The organism is Bradyrhizobium sp. USDA 3262, assembly GCF_054060035.1.
The window spans coordinates 8,577,697-8,598,664 of sequence record NZ_JBSSCT010000001.1 but is presented as its reverse complement, the minus strand read 5'-3'; the positions used below and the strand labels follow the sequence as shown (position 1 = coordinate 8,598,664).

Annotated in this window: 16 protein-coding genes; 11 read left to right on the top strand and 5 right to left on the bottom strand. The window is 65.9% G+C overall.

Annotation, left to right across the window (positions count from 1 at the left end):
* Positions 1–88: 88 nt before the first annotated feature.
* The 3 genes from ACVWYP_RS40735 to ACVWYP_RS40725 all read left to right on the top strand — a co-directional run bounded on the left by ACVWYP_RS40735 (position 89) and on the right by ACVWYP_RS40725 (position 6,452).
* Positions 89–2,776, top strand: coding sequence for a sensor domain-containing protein (locus ACVWYP_RS40735; protein WP_304497205.1), 2,688 nt, complete (start codon positions 89–91; stop codon positions 2,774–2,776).
* A gap of 352 nt (positions 2,777–3,128) precedes the next feature.
* Positions 3,129–4,652, top strand: coding sequence for an ABC-F family ATP-binding cassette domain-containing protein (locus ACVWYP_RS40730; RefSeq protein ID WP_304497204.1), 1,524 nt, complete (start codon positions 3,129–3,131; stop codon positions 4,650–4,652).
* Positions 4,653–4,985: 333 nt separating this feature from the next.
* Positions 4,986–6,452, top strand: coding sequence for a glycerol-3-phosphate dehydrogenase (locus ACVWYP_RS40725; RefSeq protein WP_304497203.1), 1,467 nt, complete (start codon positions 4,986–4,988; stop codon positions 6,450–6,452).
* Positions 6,453–6,608: 156 nt separating this feature from the next.
* Here ACVWYP_RS40725 and ACVWYP_RS40720 read toward each other — a convergent pair whose 3' ends face one another.
* Positions 6,609–7,838 (bottom strand): tetratricopeptide repeat protein, encoded by a 1,230-nt coding sequence (locus ACVWYP_RS40720; protein WP_304500404.1) that lies wholly within the window; start codon positions 7,836–7,838, stop codon positions 6,609–6,611.
* Positions 7,839–8,134: 296 nt separating this feature from the next.
* On the opposite strand from ACVWYP_RS40720, the gene ACVWYP_RS40715 reads away from it, so the two are divergent.
* The 3 genes from ACVWYP_RS40715 to ACVWYP_RS40705 are packed head-to-tail and all read left to right on the top strand — an operon-like array spanning position 8,135 to position 10,961.
* On the top strand, positions 8,135–9,235 hold the full coding sequence (locus ACVWYP_RS40715) for an ABC transporter ATP-binding protein (protein ID WP_304500403.1): 1,101 nt from the start codon (positions 8,135–8,137) through the stop codon (positions 9,233–9,235).
* Entirely contained in the window at positions 9,232–10,146 is a 915-nt protein-coding gene (locus ACVWYP_RS40710; protein ID WP_304497202.1) for an ABC transporter permease, read from the top strand. Before ACVWYP_RS40715 ends, ACVWYP_RS40710 begins: the two co-directional genes overlap by 4 nt.
* Positions 10,146–10,961, top strand: coding sequence for an ABC transporter permease (locus tag ACVWYP_RS40705; RefSeq protein ID WP_212055751.1), 816 nt, complete (start codon positions 10,146–10,148; stop codon positions 10,959–10,961). The genes ACVWYP_RS40710 and ACVWYP_RS40705 overlap by 1 nt, the downstream gene beginning before the upstream one ends.
* 286 nt (positions 10,962–11,247) lie before the next feature.
* Here ACVWYP_RS40705 and ACVWYP_RS40700 read toward each other — a convergent pair whose 3' ends face one another.
* From ACVWYP_RS40700 to ACVWYP_RS40685, 4 genes are all read right to left on the bottom strand, one after another.
* Positions 11,248–12,099: a carbohydrate ABC transporter permease gene (locus ACVWYP_RS40700; protein ID WP_304497201.1), complete on the bottom strand. Its 852-nt coding sequence runs from the start codon at positions 12,097–12,099 to the stop codon at positions 11,248–11,250.
* Positions 12,096–12,965 (bottom strand): carbohydrate ABC transporter permease, encoded by an 870-nt coding sequence (locus tag ACVWYP_RS40695; protein ID WP_453945832.1) that lies wholly within the window; start codon positions 12,963–12,965, stop codon positions 12,096–12,098. The genes ACVWYP_RS40700 and ACVWYP_RS40695 overlap by 4 nt, the downstream gene beginning before the upstream one ends.
* Before the next feature lie 202 nt (positions 12,966–13,167).
* A complete protein-coding gene (locus ACVWYP_RS40690; protein ID WP_028340607.1) occupies positions 13,168–14,553 on the bottom strand; it encodes an ABC transporter substrate-binding protein in 1,386 nt (461 codons plus the stop codon).
* Positions 14,554–14,713: 160 nt separating this feature from the next.
* Positions 14,714–16,678, bottom strand: a complete 1,965-nt coding sequence (locus ACVWYP_RS40685) for an AsmA family protein (protein WP_304497200.1) — start codon at positions 16,676–16,678, stop codon at positions 14,714–14,716.
* A 245-nt stretch (positions 16,679–16,923) separates the two neighbouring features.
* Here ACVWYP_RS40685 and ACVWYP_RS40680 point away from each other — a divergent pair, with 245 nt between their 5' ends.
* The 5 genes from ACVWYP_RS40680 to ACVWYP_RS40660 all read left to right on the top strand — a co-directional run bounded on the left by ACVWYP_RS40680 (position 16,924) and on the right by ACVWYP_RS40660 (position 20,964).
* The gene (locus ACVWYP_RS40680; RefSeq protein ID WP_304497199.1) at positions 16,924–17,631 is read left to right on the top strand and encodes a CoA transferase subunit A; all 708 of its coding nucleotides are present in this window, start codon (positions 16,924–16,926) and stop codon (positions 17,629–17,631) included.
* Positions 17,632–17,655: 24 nt separating this feature from the next.
* Entirely contained in the window at positions 17,656–18,306 is a 651-nt protein-coding gene (locus tag ACVWYP_RS40675) for a 3-oxoacid CoA-transferase subunit B (protein ID WP_018268725.1), read from the top strand.
* 1 nt (position 18,307) lies between these two features.
* The gene (locus tag ACVWYP_RS40670) at positions 18,308–18,952 is read left to right on the top strand and encodes an N-acetyltransferase (RefSeq protein WP_304497198.1); all 645 of its coding nucleotides are present in this window, start codon (positions 18,308–18,310) and stop codon (positions 18,950–18,952) included.
* A 373-nt stretch (positions 18,953–19,325) separates the two neighbouring features.
* Positions 19,326–20,333, top strand: a complete 1,008-nt coding sequence (locus ACVWYP_RS40665; RefSeq protein ID WP_304497197.1) for a GlxA family transcriptional regulator — start codon at positions 19,326–19,328, stop codon at positions 20,331–20,333.
* A gap of 103 nt (positions 20,334–20,436) precedes the next feature.
* On the top strand, positions 20,437–20,964 hold the full coding sequence (locus ACVWYP_RS40660; protein ID WP_304497196.1) for a tautomerase family protein: 528 nt from the start codon (positions 20,437–20,439) through the stop codon (positions 20,962–20,964).
* Positions 20,965–20,968: the final 4 nt, after the last annotated feature.

Below are 20,968 nucleotides of genomic sequence, written 5' to 3'. Positions count from 1 at the left end.
GTCAGCATTTTCCGGTTGCATCAGTACGCGTTTACCCGATCCAAACCGCCGGAGCCGGACACTCGCCCCGGAAATCCGCGGGTGATCGATGGCTGGCAGGAAGGTGCAGGCGGGCGGGAAGAATTGGATTCCGGCAAGGGCCGTGCTCTGCCTGATCGCCGCCGTCGCGCCGTGCGCTGCAGCTTGGGCCGGTGCCGGTGCGTTCGCGCCGTCGAGCTATCTGGGCAGCCTCGATCCCGGCGTGGTCTGGGAGCTCCTGATCGGCAGCGTGGTGGTTGCGTCCTTTTTCGGCGCGGTCGGGCTGTGGATTCTATCGGCGCTGCGCAAGGCCAAGCGCGCGCAATTGCGGCGCAACGCCTTCGTCTCGTCGGCACTCAACCATTTGAACCAGGGCGTGGTGATGACCGATGCGCAGGAGCGCATCGTGTTCTGCAACGACCGCTATCTCGACATCTACGGCCTGTCGCGCGCCGACATCCGGCGCAACATGACGGGCGTCGAGCTGCTGGAGCTGCGCCGCGACCGCGGCGTGCTCGACCTCAGCGCCGAGGATTTCTTCGCCAGGGCCGCGGCGCCCGATGGATTGGTTACCGAACTGCCCGGCGGCAGGTCGGTGCTGGTGAAGTATTTTCCGCTTCCGAACGGCGGCTCGGTCGCGACCCATCTCGATTGCACCGACCAACGCAAGCTGTCGCGCAAGCTCGCCTCGACCACGCAATTCCTGGAATCGGTGCTCGACAACGTTCCGGTCTGCGTTGCGGCCAAGAACATCGAGGACGGCCGCTACATCTTCGCCAACCGCGCCTTCGAGCGCTTCTCGCGCTTCTCGCGCGATCACATCGTGGGCAAGCGCGCCGACGAGATCTTCCGCCCCGAGACCGCCGCCAGCATCGACACCGCCGACCGCGCGGCGCTGAACGCGGCGGAAGGCTATCATCGCAGCGAATTCTTCGTCGAACGCGGTTCGGACAAGCGGATCCTCGCCTCCAACCGCGTGATCGCCCGCAACGAGGCCGGCGAGCCGGAATTCCTGATCGCGCTGTTCGAGGACGTGACCGACCGCCGCTCGCTGTCGCGCGAGCTCGAGAACAACAAGAAATTCCTCGAGCTCGTGGTCGACAACATCCCGGTCTCGCTGATCGTGCAGCGGGTCAGCGACGGCCGCTACCTCCTGGCCAACCGCAGCGCCGAGACGATCCTCAATCGCCGCCGCGAGGACGCCGCCGGCCTGACCGCGTCCGACATCTTCAATGCGCGTGAAGCCAAGCTGATCATCGCCCGCGACGAGGCCGCGATCAGGAAGCGCAGCATGATCGCCGAGGAGCATCCGATCTCGACCAAGGACGGCCTGCGGCTGTTCCTGACCCGCCGTATGACCGTGCTCGACGAGGTCGGCGAGCCGCAATATCTGATCAAGACCCATGAGGACGTCACCGATCGGCGCCAGACCGAGTCGCGCATGGCGCACATGGCCTATCATGACGGCCTGACCGATCTGCCGAACCGCGCCGCCTTCCTGCAGGCGCTGACCCAGATGATCGAGGCCTGCGACGGCACCGACGAGGAGTTCGCCGTGCTCTGCGTCGACCTCGACGGGCTGAAGGAGATCAACGACGTCTATGGCCATGCGATGGGCGACAAGGTGCTGATCGAGGTCGCGCAGCGCCTGCAGACCGTGGCGCGCGGCGGCGTGGTGGCGCGGCTGTCCGGCGACGAGTTCGGCCTCATCATCGACGGCAAGCAGCCGGTCGCCGGCATCGCACTGGCCGAGCAGGCCGCCGAGGCGCTCGGGCAGGATTTCCTGATCGACGGCAAGTCGGTGCGGACCGGCCTCACCACAGGGATCGCGGTGTTCCCGGACAACGGATCCGACGCGGCCTCGCTGCTGGCCAATTCCGGCGCGGCGCTGTTTCGCGCCAAGGCGAAGTCGCGCGGCACGATCTCGATCTTCGAACCGGAGATGGACCAGCAGATCCGCGATCGCCGCGTGCTGCACCAGGAGCTGTCGGTCGCGATCAAGAATGGCGAATTGTCGCTCTACTACCAGCCGCAGGCCGCCGCGGGCGGCAGCGTGGCGGCCAGCCAGATCATCGGCTTCGAGGCGCTGGCGCGCTGGCACCATCCGGTGCGCGGCTTCGTGCCGCCCGGCGACTTCATTCCGCTCGCGGAAGAAAGCGGCCTGATCGTCGAGATGGGCGAATGGATCCTGCGCGAAGCCTGCCGGGAGGCGGCCTCCTGGGCGATCCCGCTGCAGGTCGCGGTGAACCTGTCGCCGGCGCAATTCACCCATGGCGACCTCGTCGGCCTCGTGCATTCGATCCTGCTCGAAACCGGGCTCACGCCCGACCGGCTCGAGCTCGAAATCACTGAGGGCGTGCTGATCGAGGATTTCGACCGCGGCCTGTCGCTGCTGCGGCGGCTGAAGGCGCTCGGCGTCCGCATCTCGATGGACGATTTCGGCAGCGGCTATTCCTCGCTGAGCTACCTGCAGGCGTTTCCGTTCGACAAGATCAAGATCGACCGCGCCTTCGTCATCAATCTCGGCCGCAACCCGCAATCGGCCGCGATCGTGCGCGCGGTGATCGATCTCGGCCACGGCCTTGAAATGTCGATCGTCGCCGAAGGCGTCGAGACCGAGGCACAGCTCGGCTTCCTCGCCGAAGAGGGCTGCGACGCGGTGCAGGGCTATCTGATCGGCAGGCCGGCCCCGATCGGCCAATTTGCCGGGCTGGTCGGTGGCGACCAGCTTGCGGAGACCGTGCGCAGAGCCGGGTAATTTGGCCTGAATGGTCGCCGGCCCGGCCGGCTATGCTTGCCATCCGTTGCTCGCCCGGCTACATCTCGACCCACCACATCATTTCAGCCGAGAAAGGAGGGCCGCGTCGTGGCGAGATACACCGATCCCCACCTCAAGCGTGGCCCCGTCAACGCCCTGCAGATGCGTTTGCAGGGCTGACCGGAAACTCGCGCAACATCTCTTCCTGGTCTGCCCTTCGTGGCCGTGCGGCGTCGAACGTTTGAGCGTTCGTGCCTGCACATGAATCCCTCGCCGCGCTTCGACACGCACATCCGATGATGGCTGGACGCCTCGGGATGTCGCGATCGCCGGCAAGACCAGAGAATTGATCGTGACCCTCATCAATGTACGCAACCTCGGCGTGACGCTGAACGCGCCGCTGTTTTCCGAACTGAATTTTGTCGTCAATGCCGGCGACCGCATCGGGCTGGTGGCCGCCAACGGCCGCGGCAAGTCCACGCTGCTGCGCTGTATCGCAGATGCGATGGAGCCTAACGAAGGCGATATCACCCGTGCGCGCGGACTGACCGTCGGCCATGTCGAGCAGGATGCGCCGCCAAGACTGCTGGATACGCCGTTCCATGCCGCCGTGCTCGAGGCGCTTCCCGGCGAACAGCGCGCCAGCGAGGGCTGGCGGGTCGACGTCGCCCTGCAATCGCTCGAAGTTCCGGAGGAGCTGTGGACGAGACCACTGAAGCAGCTGAGCGGCGGCTGGCTGCGGCTTGCGGTGCTCGCCCGCGTGCTTGTGACCGAGCCCGATGTGCTGCTGCTCGACGAGCCGACCAACCATCTCGATCTCGCCAAGATCGGCCGGCTTGAGGCCTGGCTGAACGCGTTGCCGCGCGAGATGCCGGTGGTGATCGCAAGCCACGATCGCGCCTTTCTCGATGCAACGACCAACCGGACGCTGTTCCTGCGCCCGGAGCGGTCGCAGCTGTTCTCGCTGCCCTATACCGCGGCGCGCGCGGCGATCGACGAATTCGATGCCTCGGACGAGCGGCGCTATCAGCGCGACATGAAGGCCGTGCGGCAACTGCGGCAGCAGGCCGCGAAGCTCAACAACCTCGGCATCAATTCCGGCAGCGACCTTCTGCTGTCGAAGACCAGGCAATTGAAGCAGCGCGCCGAGAGACTGGAGGAGACGGCGAAGCCCGCGCATCTGGAACGCTCGGCCGGAACGATCCGGCTCGCCAACCGCGACACCCATGCCAAGGTTCTGATCAGGCTGAACAACGCCGGGATTGCCACGCCCGACGGCAGGCTGTTGTTCAGGACCGGGCAGCAGTTCATCTGCAAGGGCGACCGGATTGCGCTGCTCGGGCCGAATGGCGCCGGCAAGACGCGCTTCGTCGCGGCGCTGCGGCTGGCGATCGAGAATGCCGCAGCGGCACCGGCCGAGATCCGGGCCACCGAGTCATTGGTGCTTGGCTATTGCGACCAGGCACTGGCCGATCTTGCCGATAGCGACACGCCGATGCGCATGCTGACGCGGCGCTTCGAGGTCGGCGATCAGCGTGCGCGCGGCTTGCTCGCCGGCGCCGGGCTCTCGATCGAGATGCAGGGCCGTCCGATCGGGCGGCTGTCGGGCGGGCAGAAGGCCCGCCTCGGCATGCTGGTGCTGCGGCTCACCCAGCCGAACTTCTATCTGCTCGACGAGCCGACCAACCACCTCGACATCGAGGGGCAGGAGGCGCTGGAGGACGAATTGATGGAACAGCAGGCCAGCTGCCTTCTGGTGTCGCACGACCGCCAGTTTGTGCGGACCGTGGCCAACCGGTTCTGGGTGATCGAAGGCAGGAAGCTGATCGAGGTCGACGGGCCGGAACAGTTCTTTGCCGCGGCCGGTGCGGACTAGCGGGTGATGGAGTCAGATTGGATCGCCGTCGCGAAGACGGTGTGCCTCTCCCGCTTGCGGGGCCGTCGCAGGAGGAGCGCTGCCAAAATATCGAAAACAACCCCATGCAAAGTAGCCGGCGGCGGCCGGCATTCGAGCAGCTTGACACGTCGGGCAACTCAGGGGCATTATTCCAATATTCCGAAATCGTGCAAGCGTACGCTCGCCCCCGCAAGCGGGAGAGGTGAGTGCGCCGTGATTCACCCGGACATCATGTAGTTCAGCGCCGCGCCTTGACGCATTTTTCGTGCGAACCCGTCTTTTGTTCGCATGAAAATGCGATAGGCGTTGCCCATGGCGGACTATGACGTCGCGATCATCGGCGGTGGCCTGAACGGCACGAGCATTGCCCGTGATGCCGCCGGCCGCGGCCTGCGCGTGATCCTGCTGGAACAGGGCGATCTCGGTTCCGGCGCATCGCAGGCTTCGCCGCGGCTGGTCCATGGCGATCTGGCCGGGCTGGAACGGCGGGAGCTCTTCCGCGTCCGCAGGGCACTGAGGGAACGCGACGTGTTGCTGCGCATCGCGCCGCATCTGGTGCGGCCGGTACGCTTCGTGATCCCGTCGCATGCCGAGGAGCGGCCGCCGTGGCAGTTGCGGTCGTTGCTGCTGCTCTACGAACGGCTGACTTCGCGCAGCGGTCTGCCGCGCTCGGCGACGCTCGATGTCACCCACCATCCGGTCGGCAATGCGCTGAAGCGGCCGTTCGGAACCGCGTTCGAATATTCCGACTGCGTCGTCGACGATTCCCGGCTCGTCGTGCTCACCGCCGTCGATGCCGCAGCGCGCGGCGCCGATATCCGCACCGGCGCGCGCGTGACCCGGGCCGAGCGCGGCGAGACCTGGCAGCTGGTCGCGATCGACCGCGGCTACCGGCGGGCGATCACGGCGCGGGCGCTGGTCAACGCGACCGGCGCGTGGACCGCCTCGGTCGCCGACATCGTGCTGCGCGTGTCCACGCCGCAGCTTGCGACCGTGCAGATCAGCCAGATCGTGGTGCGCCGCCTGTTCGACTGCGACAACGTCTATGTGTTTCAGAACCCTGACGGCCGGTTGATCTTCGCCAGTCCCTACGAGCGCGACTTCACCCTGATCGGCAGCGTCAGTCATCCCTTCAAGGGTGATCCGGCGGTTGTCGCGATGGGCGTGCGCGAGGAGGCCTATCTCTGCGACGCCGCCAATCGCTACTTTCGCGAGCAGATCGCTCCAGTGGATGTGCTGCGGACCGTCTCCGGTGCCAATTCCGTGGTCGTGCCCGCGCGCCGGCACATGAGCGATGGCGCAGCGCTGCTCGATATCAGGCGCGGCAAGGCGCCGCTGCTCACGACCTTCGGCGGCGACGTCACCACCGCGCGGCGCCGCGCCGAGCGGGCAGTGTCGGAGTTTACGCGGTTTTATCCGATGACACCGCGCTGGACCGCAACGGCGCCGCTGCCGGGCGGCGAGTTCGCGTGGCAGCGCTTCGAGACCGAGGTCGACATCGCCCGCGACCGCTGGCGCTTCCTCGGCGAGGCGCAGGCGCGGCGGCTGGTGGCCGCCTATGGGTTGAACGTTGGGGATGTTCTGGGCGACGCCAGGAAGCAGGCTGATCTCGGCCCGGCCTTCGGTCCCGAACTGACCGGCGCCGAGGTGCGCTACCTCATGCGCAGGGAATGGGCGCGCTTTGCCGACGATATCCTGTGGCGCCGCTCCAAGCTCGGGCTGACCATGCCGCAAGCCGATCGCGACGCGCTTGCGACGTTCATGGCGAAGATGGATTGAGCTCGCTTCAAACCTCCCCTTGAAAAGGGGAGGTCGCTTTGCTCGCCAGAGCAAAGCGGGTGGGGATCTGCTCTCTCCGCGCGCACCGTCGTATGCGGCCGACCCCCATCCCGACCTTCCCCCTTTCAGGGGGAAGGAGAACAGGTTCAATAGCGGCTATTGCCGGGCCGCCTCCTGTGACCAGGCGAGGTCGCGCCGGGACGGACGGCGATGCAGCCGCTCCGAGATCAGGCTCGTTGCCTGCCGGCCCTGGCCGGCGCGCAGGCACGCGACGATGAAGGTATCCTCCCACAATTCGCGTTGCGCATGGCTGCCGCCGATCCGCACCAGTTCGGGCATCAGCGGCGCAAGGATGCGCACGGCGTCGTCGTGATCGCCGGCGGCGAAAGCCGCGATCCCGCGGCCGAGCCCGATCGCCGCAGGGCCCGGCGCCAGCCTGCCGTCGGCGTCGCGCGCCGCCATCTCGACCAGCCGCGCCTCGAGCGCGTCGTTGTTGGTCGTGGCTGCGACCAGCGCGTGGTGCACGTCGGCGAAATGCGCGCCGGCCTTCGGGAAGTAGCCGTCGCCATAGGCGGCGACATCCTTCCAGTGCTGCTGGAGGCCGGTCTTGCCGGCGACCGTCAGCCGCCACAGCAGCGAGGCCGTGTCGGTGAAGATATTGAGCGGCGGATAGGGGCGGCCCGCCGGCTTGATGTGCTGCTCGTAAATGTCGAGCGCGCTGTCGGCGTCGCCTTCCTCGATCGCGATCAAGGCGAGGTGCCAGGCGAGATGGCCTTGCAGGAAGCTGGTGCGATCATTCGCCGGCAGCCAGGCGGAGAGGAAGCTGCGGCCTTCCGCCGCGTCGCCCTGCTCGAACAACGCATGCGCGACGGCGTGCGCGGCACCGGCGTTCTCCGGCTTCAGCGCATAGCCGCGCTCGGTGATAGCGCGGCCGGACACGACATCGCCGGCCTCGGTCTTCGACCAGCCGAGATAGGTGAGGAACCACCAATCGTCGCCGTAGTCGCCGGCGTAACGCTCGCAGACGGCAAGCCGCGCGGCGTCATGGTCGGGCCGGCCGGAGAACGCATAGAGGCCGAAGGCGCCGAGCAACAGCGACAGCACCTGCGCATCGCGCGGATATTCGGTGAGATGCCGTTCGGCTTCTTTCACCGCCTTCTTTGGCTGGCTCTCGATCACGGACGCCATGATCTCGATGTGCTGGCGCTCGCGCGGGCTGGCGGCCGCGGCCAGCTGCCGTGCATCGGCCGCCTTGGCGCGGGCCTTGGCGCCTTCCATGTTGAGCTGGTGCACGCGGGCGCGGCCGATATGGGCCAACGCGAAATCGGGGTCCTCGGCGATCGCCGCCTCGAACGCCGCATCGGCGCCGTGCAGCGCCGCCAGCAAGCGATCGACGCCGTCGACATAATAGGCGGCGGCGCGGTCCGACGTCGTCGTCAGCGGCAGGCCGTAGCGGTCGTGAATCATCGGTTGCCCTCCCGAATTTGGCTGCGAAGTCTAGCAGAGGCGCGGACGCCGACAATATTGCGGGAGATGTCCGTGAGGCGGTTGAGCCGGTGGCGATCCACCGCTAGCTTGCCACCAGAATCGGACCTTACGGGGAATCGGGACTTGCGGACGTGACATCGGGCGAAGCGAGCGCGGAGGCGGCAAGGCCGTTGCCTGAACCGGCCGTCTCGGACATGCCGCTGCTGCGGATCGAGGGCGTCGCCAAGTCGTTCGGCAATTTTCGCGCGGTCGACAAGCTCTCGCTCGATATCCGCGCCGGCGAATTCTTCGCGCTGCTCGGCCCGAGCGGCTGCGGCAAGACCACGCTGCTGCGCATGCTCGCCGGCTTCGAGACGCCGGACGAGGGCCGCATCCTGCTTGGCGGCAGCGACATCGCGCAGGTGCTGCCGCATGAGCGGCCCGTCAACATGATGTTCCAGAACTACGCGCTGTTCCCGCATCTGTCGGTGCGCGACAATATCGCCTTCGGGCTCAAGCGTGCCGGCATGGCGCGCGGCGAAATCGCCGCGCGCGTCGCCGAGATGGTGGCGCTCGTCAAGCTTGAGGGAATGGAGAAGCGCAAGCCCGACCAGCTCTCCGGCGGACAGCGGCAGCGCGTCGCATTGGCGCGCTCGCTGGCGCGGCGCCCGCAGGTGCTGCTGCTCGACGAGCCGCTCGCCGCGCTCGACAAGAAGCTGCGCGAGAGCACGCAGGCCGAATTGATGGAGCTGCAGCGCCGGCTCGGCATGACCTTCATCATCGTCACCCACGATCAGGAGGAGGCGATGACGATGGCCGGCCGCATCGGGGTGATGGATGCCGGCCGTCTGGTTCAGGTCGCAACCCCGCGGAATCTCTACGAGGCGCCGGCCTCGCGCTGGATCGCCGAGTTCGTCGGCGACATCAATCTGTTCAACGGCGAGGTCACGTCCCGCGAGAATGGGCGCCTGACGGTCGCGACGGCTGATGCAGGCACGCTCGCGGTCAGCGAGCTGTGGCCGCCGGTGACCAAGCAGGTCGTTGCCGTCGCAATCCGCCCCGAGAAGGTGAAGCTGTCGCGCCGCGCGCCGGCAACGGATGGGGGCGCGTCGCAGGCGATCAACCGGCTTGAGGGCGTCGTCACCGACGTCAACTATCTCGGCGGCGTGACCAGCTATCGGGTGAAGCTCGAGACGGGCGCGGTGGTGCGCTCGTCGATGGCCAACACCGCGCGGCTCGATGTCGATGCCTATCTCGCCGGCCAGCGCGTGGTGGCATGGTTCACTGCCGACGATTGCCTGGTGCTCGAGCAATGAGCGCGCGCCGCATCTTCGCCCGGCCGGCGCGGCTCGCCGCGATCGCGCCCTATCTGTGGATGGTGCTGTTCTTCCTGGTGCCGTTCGGCTTCGTGCTGAAGATCAGCCTGTCGCAGACCGCGATCGCGCAGCCACCCTATACGCCGGTGTTCGATTTCACCGAGGGCCGCGCGGCGCTGGCCGCGGCGTTCGCGCAATTCTCGTTCGACAATTTCCGCCTGCTGATCTCAGACGATCTCTACATCCTGTCCTATCTGCGCAGCCTCGTCGTCGCGATGAGCTCGACGCTGATCCTGCTCCTGATCGGTTATCCCATTGCCTACGGCATGGCGCGGTTGCCGCAGCGCTGGCAGGGCGTGGCGATGATGCTGGTCATCGTGCCGTTCTGGACCTCGTTCCTGATCCGCATCTATGCCTGGATCAACATCCTGCAGCATGACGGCCTGCTCAACCAGGTGCTGCTGGCGCTGCATATTGTCTCGACGCCGGTGGTCTGGCTGTCGACCGACAGCGCGATGTATCTCGGCATCGTGTATTCCTATCTGCCGTTCATGATCCTGCCGCTCTATGCGACGCTCTCCAGGATGGACGCGTCGCTGCTGGAGGCCGCGGGCGATCTCGGCGCCTCGCCGTTGCAGGCGTTCTGGCTGGTGACGTTCCCGCTGTCGCTGCCCGGCGTCGGCGCCGGCGCGCTGCTCTGTTTCATCCCTGTTGTCGGCGAGTTCGTGATCCCCGACCTGCTCGCGGGTTCCAACTCGCTGATGATCGGACAGACGCTGTGGCTCGAGTTCTTCACCAACAAGGACTGGCCGGTCGCATCGGCCGCCGCGGTCGCCTTGTTGCTGCTGCTGGTGCCGCCGCTCGTGCTCTACGACCGCCTGCAGCGGCGTCAGCTGGAGGCGGGCCGCTGATGGCGCGCACCGTCACCAGGCTCACCCGCTTCAACATGACGTCGCTGGCGCTCGGGCTGGCGTTCCTCTATCTGCCGATCGTCATCCTCGTGATCTACTCGTTCAACGCCTCGCGGCTGGTGACGGTGTGGGGCGGCTGGTCGCTGCGCTGGTATCGCGAATTCTTCGGCGATCGCGCCATGCTGGAGGCGGCGTGGATGAGCCTGTCGGTCGCCGCGGTGTCGGCGACGCTGGCGACACTGCTGGGCACGCTGGCGGCGGTCGGGCTGGCGCGCGGCGAGCGGTTCCGGGGGCGGGCGCTGTTCTCCGGGATGCTGTACTCGCCGCTGGTGATGCCGGAGGTGATCTCCGGCCTGTCGCTGCTGTTGTTGTTCGTGGCGCTCAACGCCGAGCGCGGGTTCTGGACGGTGACGATCGCCCACACCACGCTGACGATGTGCTTCGTCACCGTCGTGGTGCAGTCGCGCCTCTCCACGCTCGACCGCAGTTTGGAGGAAGCCGCGATGGACCTCGGCTGCGATCCGGTGCGGGCGTTCCTCCTGGTGACGCTGCCGCTGATCGTGCCGGCTATCGTCGCCGGCTGGATGCTGGCCTTTACGCTGTCGCTCGACGACGTCGTGATCGCGAGCTTCACCACCGGCCCGGGCTCGGCGACGCTGCCGATCCGGATCTATTCCGAGGTCCGGCTCGGCGTAAAACCCGAGATCAACGCGATCTGCACGCTGGTGATTGCGCTGATCGCCGTGATCATCGTGGTCGCCTCGTTCGCCTCGAAACTGTCGAGCGCGCGCGGCGAGAGCGCCGCGCCGTTGTAGATTCTTGTTTTGACGCTTTTTCCTTGCGCGAAACATCTCCGTGCAAGGGAGCCACCGGCGGAAGGGCTCCCTCCCCCCTTGCGGGGGAGGGTTGGGGAGAGGGGTAGTGCACGGCGCACTCTCTCCGTTCAGCGCTTCAACGAAGCGCGATCGAGATTGCGAGACCGACGCCCGCGTCAATCATCTCACTCGGGGGCACCCCTCTCCCCACCCTCCCCCGCAAGGGGGGAGGGAGCCTGGGCAGCGTGCTCACCTCACGTCCGCTTCGCTCGAAAACGCTCTGGCTTCACGACTTGACGGCGCCTGCGGTCAATCCGCCAACCATGTAGCGCTTGAAGGCGTAATAGACCGCGGCCGGCGGCAGCGCGTAGATGAACCCCGTGGTCATCAACAACTCCCACGGCGAGTCGTCGGCGGCGAGGAAGTTGCCGAGCGCGACCGGCAGGGTGATGTCGGTGTCCTTCGACAGCAGCAGGAACGCGTAGAGATATTCGTTCCACGCGAGCAGGATCGCATAGGTGCCGACCGCGACCAGCGAGGGCATCATCAAGGGCACATAGACCAGGCGGAACAGCTGAAGCGTGGTGGCGCCGTCCATCGTCGCGGCCTCGTCGAGCTCGACGGGCAGCTTGTCGGAGGCCTGTTTCAGGACCCAAATCGCGTAGGGCGCGGCGATCGTCACCATCGCGAGGATCAGCGACCAGTGATTGTTGAGCAGGCCGTAATTGCCCATGGTGCGGTACATCGGCACGGCGAGGAACGCAGCCGGGATGAAATAGGTGAAGAGCGCCATGTTCATCACGGCGCGGCCGCCCGGTACGCGCAGCCGCGAGATCGAGAACGCGGCGGCGGTGGCGACGAACAGCGTCAGCGCGCCGACCGCGAGCGCGATTACGGTCGAATTCCAGAACTGGATCCAGAAGTCGCGCAGGAAGTAGTGCTGCTGGTTGAACACGATCTCGAAATTATGCAGCGTCGGATGCGTCGGCCACACCTTGCCGGAGAACGCGTCCTCCTTCGGCGAGATCGCGAACACGAACATGTGGTAGATCGGGATCATGGTCCAGATGAAGACCGGGATGCCGATCAGGAGCAGCTTGGCTTCGGTGCCGACTTCGCGGAGGGTGGGCAGCTTCATCGCGACAACCGTTTCATCATGTAATAGACCAGCGGCAGCACGAACGGCATCGCGCAGACGATCGAGGCCATCGCCAGCGAGAGCTGGTCGAGGCGCAGATAGCGGATGCCGAGGGTCGACAGCACGTGGGTGAGGTCGGCGGGGCCGCCGCCGGTGAGCAAATAGACGCTGTTGAAGTCGCCGAGCGTCCAGATCATCGAGAGCAGCGTGCAGGTGACATAGAGCGTCTGCATCGACGGCCAGGTGATGTAGCGGAATTTCTGCCACCAGTTGGCGCCGTCGACGTCGGAGGCTTCGTACAGATCGTGCGAGATGGCGAGCCGTCCGGTCAAAAGGATCAGCGTCCAGAACGGCAGCGACTTCCAGATGTGCACGCCGATCGCCATCGCCAGCGCGACCGAGGGATCGTTCAGCCAGTTCGGGCCGTCGTCGCCGGTGAACTTGAAGATCAGCTGGTTGACCACGCCCCACTCCGGATTGAGCATGAAGCGCACCGACAGGATGGTCGGGATCGAGGGTACCGCCCAGGGCAGGATGAAGATGACAGACAGCCACCTGATCCAGGGCCGCTGCTGGGCGAAGAAGCCGGACAGGAACAATGCGATCAGCATCTTGATGTTGATGCCGATGACCAGGAAGATCAGCGTATTGATCGCCGCGCGGGCGAAGATCGGGTCGTGATAGAGCGCGACATAGCTCGCCGGATGGCGCGCCAGCCACAGGCCGTAGCCGACCGGATAGACCACGAAGGCGAGGAAGACGAGCAGATAGGGCGCGAGCAGCACGATGCCCCAGACCTGCGGCGGCGACAGCCGCGCCGGCAACGGCGGCGAGGGGACATCGGATGCGGAGAGTGTGATCGCCATTCGGTTACTCTTTGAGCAAGCTACCGCTTGCGCCTACGCCTACCCTGTCGTCCCTGCGAAAGCAGGGACCCATAACCACCGGCTTTCGTTATTGCACGAAAGCCGGTGACCAGCATGTTTCAAATCACCGCCGCGGCGTATGGGTCCCTGCTTTCGCAGGGACGACCAGAGAAATGTGCCGCGGCAGCTGGTCTTGCAACGTCTACCCCGCGACCTGCTTGATGCGGGCGATCAGTTCGTCGACGGCCTTGTCCACCGGCACCTTTTCGCTGACGACGCGGTTCATGGCCTTGGCCCAGACGTTCTCGTTGTTCAGGATGGTGAACTTCCAGTTCTTGGTGAAGTCGAACGGCGCGGTGCCGCCGGTGAACTGATTGTAGACCGCCTTGCGATGCCGGTCAGCCTGCCAGAACGGGCTCGCCTGGCTTGCCTTGGTCACCGGGAACCAGCGGCCGAGCGCGCCCTCGACATAGGGCCGCAAATTGTCTTCCTGCATCAGGAAGGCAATGAACTGCTTGCCTTCCGCCTTGTTCTTGGCGTTGGCGAAGATCAGCCCGGTCTTGACGTCGGATCGGTAGCGGATCGTCGATCCGTCCGGCGCCTTCGGGAAGGACGCGGTGATGATGTCCTGCTCATAGGCCTGCTTGCCGGCGGCGCGCTGCGCGTCGGTCAGCGCCGGGTTGGTGGAATCCTCGAACCACTTCGCCGCGATCGAGATCGTGAAGTTGTGGGTCATCACGATCGTCTTGTTGTGGAACGCGACGTTGTTGTCCGGATCCTTCCAGGTCGTGGAGGAGGGCGGCGAGCAGCCCTTGATGTAGGTGTCGGTGTAGTCCTTCAGCGCATGAATCAACCCGTCGCGCACCTTGGGATCGTCGACCAAGAGCTTGCCGTCGTCGTCGACCAGCTTGACGTGATAGGCGTCCATGAAGGTGTAGAACGACTGGAACGAGTCGGTGGATTCCACGCCCATCGGCTGGCCGACGCCGTAGATGCGCTGGCCGGTCGCCTTGCGGATTGCCGGCTGCACCTTGTCGCACCAGAACGACCAGTAATCCTCCCACTTGGTTGGGATGTCGGCGGCCTTGAAGCCGGCCTTCTCGAGCATGTCGCCCCAGATCTGGACGTGCATGCTCTGCTGCTTCAGCGGGAAGCCGTAATAGGCCTTCTTCTTGGCGACGTCGTTGTAGAGCAGCGCCGTCTCCAGCGTGTTCGGCGCGAACGCATCCTTCATCGGCAGCAGGATGTCGGAGAGATCCTCGAGCTTGCCTTCATAGGCCCATTTGCCCTGCGCCTGCACGTCGTAGGAGTCGGAATAGGCGACGTCGGGCACGGTGCCGGAATCGAGCGCGGCGACCGTCTTCGGAATCATGTCCTGGATCGCGTATTGCGACAGTTCGACCTTGATGCCGGTCTTGGCTTCGAATTTCTTGATCGTCTCGAGCAGCGCGTCGTCTTCGGATTTGTAAAATCCCTTGCCCCACCAGACGGTGATCGTCTTGCCCTGGGCGAGAGCAGGTGCAGTTGCGGCAAACAGGCCGACCGCGGCGACCGCAATTGATAGCGCACCGATAACCTTGGATCTCACGTTGTTCTCCCTCATGAGGCCGGCTTTTTAACCGGTTGGAGAAAACACTAGCGCATGCCCGTGACCCGATAAAGATGTCGCGCCGCCGACTTGTGTAGGGGTTTGCGGCGAGCGCGTGGATCGGTCCCGGTGCATCGATGCGCAAAGTGAATGGATTCGATCAGTTCGACTTCGCATTCTCGGCCGACGCCGCCGGTGCGCCGCCGGGCGCGCCTGCCGCAGCATCGGGCGCCGCCGCGGGCCGTGCGGCGCCGCCGGTGAAGCGCTCGATCACCGAGCGCACCGCGTCGCGGGTCTTGCGATCCTTCACCGCATCGAGCAGCGGGGCGGAGGCCGGCGAGCGGCGGATCAGGCTTTCCGGATCGGGGAAGATCAGCGGATCGTCCCACGGCCCCTGGATCACGAAGGGCAGATCGAAACCGTTGCCGCCGGCCGATGCCGAGGTCAGGCTGGCGACACCCTTGAGATCGTACTCGCGCGACGGCACCGAGGCGGTGCCGGTCAGCGCGATCTTCGCCGTGGGGCTTTCAACATGGATGTCGTCAGCGGTCGCGACGCCGTCGGCGAATTTCACCGAGATGCTGAGATTGTCGTAGGGCGTCGAGCCGGAGCGGAAATTGCCGCCGCCGGACAGCGGCCGCTTCTCCAGCCGCTTCAAGAGCTGCTCGACATTGAAGCCCGCGATCGCGCCGTCATGCCCGTTCAGCGTCGCGGTGCCGTCGAGCGACGACGCGAGCCCGAACGGGCTCGAGCCCGAGGCCGTCAGCGAGACGTTGAGGTTGCCGCGGCCGGACAGCTTGTTGATGCCGAACAATTCGCTGGCGCAGGCCTGCAGATCGACATCGGTGAACTGGAATTGCGCCCTGACGTCGGCGACCGCATCCGAGCGCGCGATCGCGAACGAGCCCTTGGCGATGCCGCCATACATCTGCGCCTCGCCGACGCTGAGCGCCAGCGCGCCGCCGCGCAGATTGGCGCCGAACGCGGTGCGGCCGAGCTTGGACGGGCCGACTGTGACCTTGGCCGCCGACAGGCGCATGTCGAGATCGGTCGACGACAGCGAGGACAGGTCGAACAGCTGCCTGTTCCAGTCGCGCTGGCCGCTGGCCAGCAGGCGGAACGTCGAGATGTAAGGCGTGAAATCGAGATTTCCGGCGGCAAGCGTCGCCTGCAGCGTCTGCCGGCCGTTATTGGCGTAGGTCATCACGCCTTCGGCGACGTTGCCGTCGAGCTCGACATTGACGTTGGTGAGCGCGACCGAGCCGCCGACCACATTGGCACGGGCCTTCAGCGCGAAGCGGCCGAAGCCGCCACCGCCGCCGGGCGGGGCCTGTCCCATCCAGCGCAACGCGTTGCGCAGCGACGGGCTGTCCATGGTGGCGACGCCTTCCATCATCAGGCTGGTGCGGTTGGCGACGGTTCCGTCGAAAGCAACCTTCAGCGGCGCGCTGGCAAGCCGCGCCTTCAGACCGGAGCGGTCGCCCGACAGCAGCGCGACGAAGTCGCTGGCGCTGATCGAGCCGTCGACGCGCTCGCCGCGCCAGTCGAACTGGCCGGTTGCGGCAAAGGAACGCGAGATCGAGGGCCAGGCCAGCGACAGGTCGATATCGCCAAGCTGTTCGGAAATATTGTTGGTACCGTCCTGGTAGTTCAGCTCGCCGTCCTGGATCCGGATTTCGGAGAACGACACCTGATTCTCGGCGCCGGGCGTCATCGCCTTGGCGATGGTCTCGACGAACGGCGTCCAGTTGCTCTCGCCGGCGCCGTCGCGGACCACATGGATATGCGGACGGAGCATCATGACGTCGGCAATCTCGAACCGCCGCAGCAACAGCGGCAGCAGGCGCAGATTGGCGGTCAGCACGTCGACCTGTAGGGCGGGACCGATGGTATCGGCGCCCTTCAGCCCGACATTATGAAAGGAGACGTAGCTGCCCGGAAAAACCGAGACGTCGATCGGGCCGTTGACGACGAGCTCGAGCCCGGTCACGGCGCGGATCTGCGCTTCCACGGCCCGCTGCAGCGCGTCCCGGTTGAGGAACCACGACGTTCCGACCAGCCCGACCAGCGCCAGGCCGAAAAGCGCCGCGATCGGCATCCCCAGGCGCTTAATTCCTTGGGCCATCGTCAATGACATATCCGGGTCGGGTTGAGTTTTGTCGGGTCGTCGTCGAACACAGCGGGCTCTCGCCGGAGACCCCTGCCAACCCACGCAACTTGAAGGGTTTTCTTGTCGCTTTCAAGGCCATGTTGATTGCCGCAGGCCGCCGCCCGTCGCCGCACCCGGCCGTGATTGACGCACTGCGAAGATTTCGCCTAATAATCCGCTTTGCCACAGCCGTTCCGCGCCCTCCATCAGGTATTCGCTGCATGAACAAAGTTTATCCCGACGCCAAATCGGCACTCGATGGTCTCCTCAAGGACGGCATGATGATCATGTCGGGCGGCTTCGGCCTCTGCGGCATCGCCGAGACCCTGTCGGACGCAATCCGCGACTCCGGCGTAAAGGGCCTCACGGTCGTCTCCAACAATGCCGGCGTCGACGGCATCGGCCTCAGCCGGCTGCTGGAGACGCGCCAGATCAAGAAGATGATCTCGTCCTATGTCGGCGAGAACAAGCTGTTCGCCCAGCAGTATCTCGCCGGCGAGCTCGAGCTCGAGTTCAACCCGCAGGGCACGCTGGCCGAGCGCATCCGCGCCGGCGGCGCCGGAATCCCGGCCTTCTACACCAAGACCGGCGTCGGCACGCTGATCGCCGAGAGCAAGGAAGTGAAGGAATTCGACGGCGAGAAGTACATCATGGAGCGCGGCCTGTTCGCCGACGTCGCCATCGTCCATGCCTGGAAGGGCGACACCGCCGGCAACCTCGTCTACCGCAAGACCGCGCGCAACTTTAACCCGATGATGGCCACCGCGGCGAAGGTCACCGTCGCCGAGGTCGAGCACCTGGTGCCGGCCGGCGAGATCGATCCGGACCACATCCACACCCCCGGCATCTTCGTCAAACGCATCATCGAGGTCGGGACCGGCAAGAAGCGGATCGAGTTCCGCAACACCCGTCCGCGTCCCGCCGCCTAAAACATAATCCTTCAGGAGAGCCTCATGGCCTGGACCCGTGAACAGATGGCCGCCCGCGCCGCCAAGGAGTTGCGCGACGGCTATTACGTCAATCTCGGCATCGGCATTCCGACGCTGGTCTCGAACTACATTCCCGACGGCATCGACGTCAGCCTGCAGAGCGAGAACGGCATGCTCGGCATGGGCCCGTTCCCCTATGAGGACGAGGTGGACGCCGACCTCATCAACGCCGGCAAGCAGACGGTGAGCGAGCTGCCCTCGACCAGCTATTTCTCGTCGGCCGATTCCTTCGGCATGGTGCGCGGCGGCCATATCGATCTGTCGATCCTCGGCGCCATGCAGGTGGCGCAGAACGGCGACCTCGCCAACTGGATGATCCCCGGCAAGATGGTGAAGGGCATGGGCGGCGCCATGGACCTCGTCGCCGGCGTCAAGCGCGTCGTGGTCGTGATGGAGCATTCCGCCAAGGACGGCCCCAAGCTGCTCAAGCAGTGCAACCTGCCGCTGACCGGCGAGCGTGTGGTCGACATGGTCGTCACCGACCTTGCGGTGTTCACCATCGACAAGCACGGCAAGGACGGCATGGCGCTGATCGAGCTTGCCGACGGCGTCACGCTCGACGAGGTCAAGGCCAAGACCGAGGCCGAATTCCGCGTCGCACTGAAGAACACCTGAGATGATCGGCGCGGGACGATCCTTGATCCGTCCCGCACGATCCGACGATGCCGGCTTCATCGCCCGCATCGTGCTGGCCGCGCAGCGCGGCCCGTTGCCACGCGGCTGGTTCGACATCGCGCTCGACCGGGGCGAGGCGGAGTGCCTGGCGTTCATGACGCGGCTTGCCGTGGCGCGGGTGCGGTCATGGTATCACGTCGCCCATTTCCTGATCGCTGAAGTCGATGGCGCGCCGGCTGCCGCGCTGTGCGCGATGCCGGCATTCGGAACGGTCGTCGCGGCACGTGCGGCGATCGAGGAAGTCGCAGCAGAGACCGGCATGGATGCCGATGCCATCGTTGCGCGCGGCGGCTATGCCCGTAACTGCTGGGTGCAAGGCGGCGAGGGCGACTGGCTGATCGAGCATGTCGCCCGACAAGTGTCCCATCGCAGCGGCGGTCTGGTGCAGGACTTGATCCGCCGCGCACTCGCCGACGGCAAGGCGGCCGGTTACGCGCGGGCATCGATCTCGTTCCTGATCGGCAACGACGCGGCCGAACGCTGCTATGCCAAGGCCGGCTTCGCCTTCGCCGAAGAGAAGCGCGACGCCGCCTTCGAGGCGATGACCGGCGCGCCGGGCTTTCGGAGATTTGCGCGGGTGATGTGAACGGGGTGCACGGCGAACGGCCCGCATATACATCTGTCGTCCCGGCGAAGGCCGGGACCCATACGCCGCGGCGGATGTTGCAGGCGGGACGCGTCGTTGCAATCGCGCATAACAATTCCCGTCGGTGGTTATGGGTCCCGGCCCCCCGTGCGCAATAGCGCACTAGGCCGGGACGACAGTGAGTGTGCGGCACGGTTTGTGAGTCATACGCCCGCATTCTTGCGACATGGTTTGTCCGAGTTGACAGGTTTGTGCCGAGTTGCCCGTCCGGCAGTCACGCAGCGCGTCACATTCGGCGCGCCGACAGCGCCGGCTTGTCCGGTCGCCCATGCAATGGCAGAATTGCACCATATTGTGCAAGATCGGACACGCCATGCCACTCATCCGGATCTGGGTCTATGACGGCATCCTCGCTTCGGGTGTGGCGGGGATTGTCGACGTGTTCACCGCTGCCAATTCGGTGACGGCGCGGCGGCCGCGGCGTCACAACGGCAAGCCGTCCCAGCTGCGGTGGCGCGTCGAGTCCTTGAGTGGCCGGCCGGTCCAGACGGCGTCCGGCCAGGTCATCGGCGTCGATGGATCGATTGGCGCGCGGTCTTCGGCGGACGCGGTGGTGATCCCGGGACCGTTCGTCGGCGATATCGAGCGGTTCTTCGCGCGGCTCGATACCGTCGAGCCGCTGCTCGCGGCGCTGCGGTGGCAGCATGAGCGCGGCACTTTGCTCGCCTCCTATTGCACCGGCAGCTTCATCCTCGCCGAGGCCGGGCTGCTCGACGGCCGGGTTGCCACCACCCATTGGGCCAAGGGGCGGACATTCGCGATGCGCTATCCGGCGGTGGATCTGCGCGTCGCCGAGATCCTCACCGAGCAGAACCGCATTGTCTGCTCGGGCGCGGTGACCACCTCGCTCAATCTCGCGCTTCGGCTGGTCGAGAAATTCGCCGGTGCCGACGTGGCCGCCGAGACCGGCAAGCTGATGTTGATCGACAGCAATCGCGTCTCGCAGGCACCCTATGCCAGCCGCGCGCGTGACACGCAGCACTCCGACGCGCTGGTGGCGCGGGCGCAGAGCATGATGGAGAAGTCGCTGCAACAGGGCTTCAGTCTGGCCAGGTTGGCCCGCGACCTTTCGGTCAGCGAGCGCACCCTGAACCGCCGCTTCAAGCTGGCGGTCGGCGAGGCACCCCTGCAATATCTGCAAGCGTTGCGTGTCGATGTGGCCAAGCGCCTGATCGAAACCACGCGGCTGAAGCTCGACGCGGTCAGCGCGCGCGTCGGCTACGACGATCAGTCGACCTTCCGTCGTCTGTTCAAGCGCGAAACCGGGCTCTCGCCACGCGAATACCAGCGCCGGTTCGTGCGCAGGGCCGCCGCGAGCTGAGAGCGCCGTGTCCGAATTTGCCCTGAGAATGGCGATACTACCACTGCTGCCGGGAGCGCGCCGCGCATAGACCTCGTGCTGTCAACAACAGGAGGTCTCTCAAATGCCGATGATCGACGTGACAATTCCCGAAGGAGCCCTGAAGCCGGAAGCGGAAGCGCGGCTCATCAAGGAGCTCGGCGATATCCTGATCGGTCACGAAGGGTTCGATCCGGCGAACAAGGTTGCCCAAGGCGTCACCGTTGTCTTCCTGCATCGGCCGGCCGCCGTTTATGTGGCGGGCCAGCCGTCGCCCTCGCCGCGTTACCGGATTGTCCCGACCGTGCCGGAAGGCCAGTACACCGAAGCCTCGCGCGCGGCGTTGGTGAAGGACGTCACCGATGCAGTGGTACGCGCCGTCGGCGGTTCGTTCGAGGATGTGGCGCCGCAGGTCTGGGTGTTTCCGACCGAGATCCCCGACGGCCAGTGGGGCAGCCGTGGCGTCATTCGTCCGCTGCCGGACATCCAGGCCTTCATCGCCGGCGAGCACGAGCGCAGGGTCGGCGAGGCGCGTCTGGCGCGACGGCGGCGCGTCAAGGCGCTGGAGTTGCTTGCGGGCGCGCTCGACGCTGTCCGCAAGGGCGTCGATTGACGCG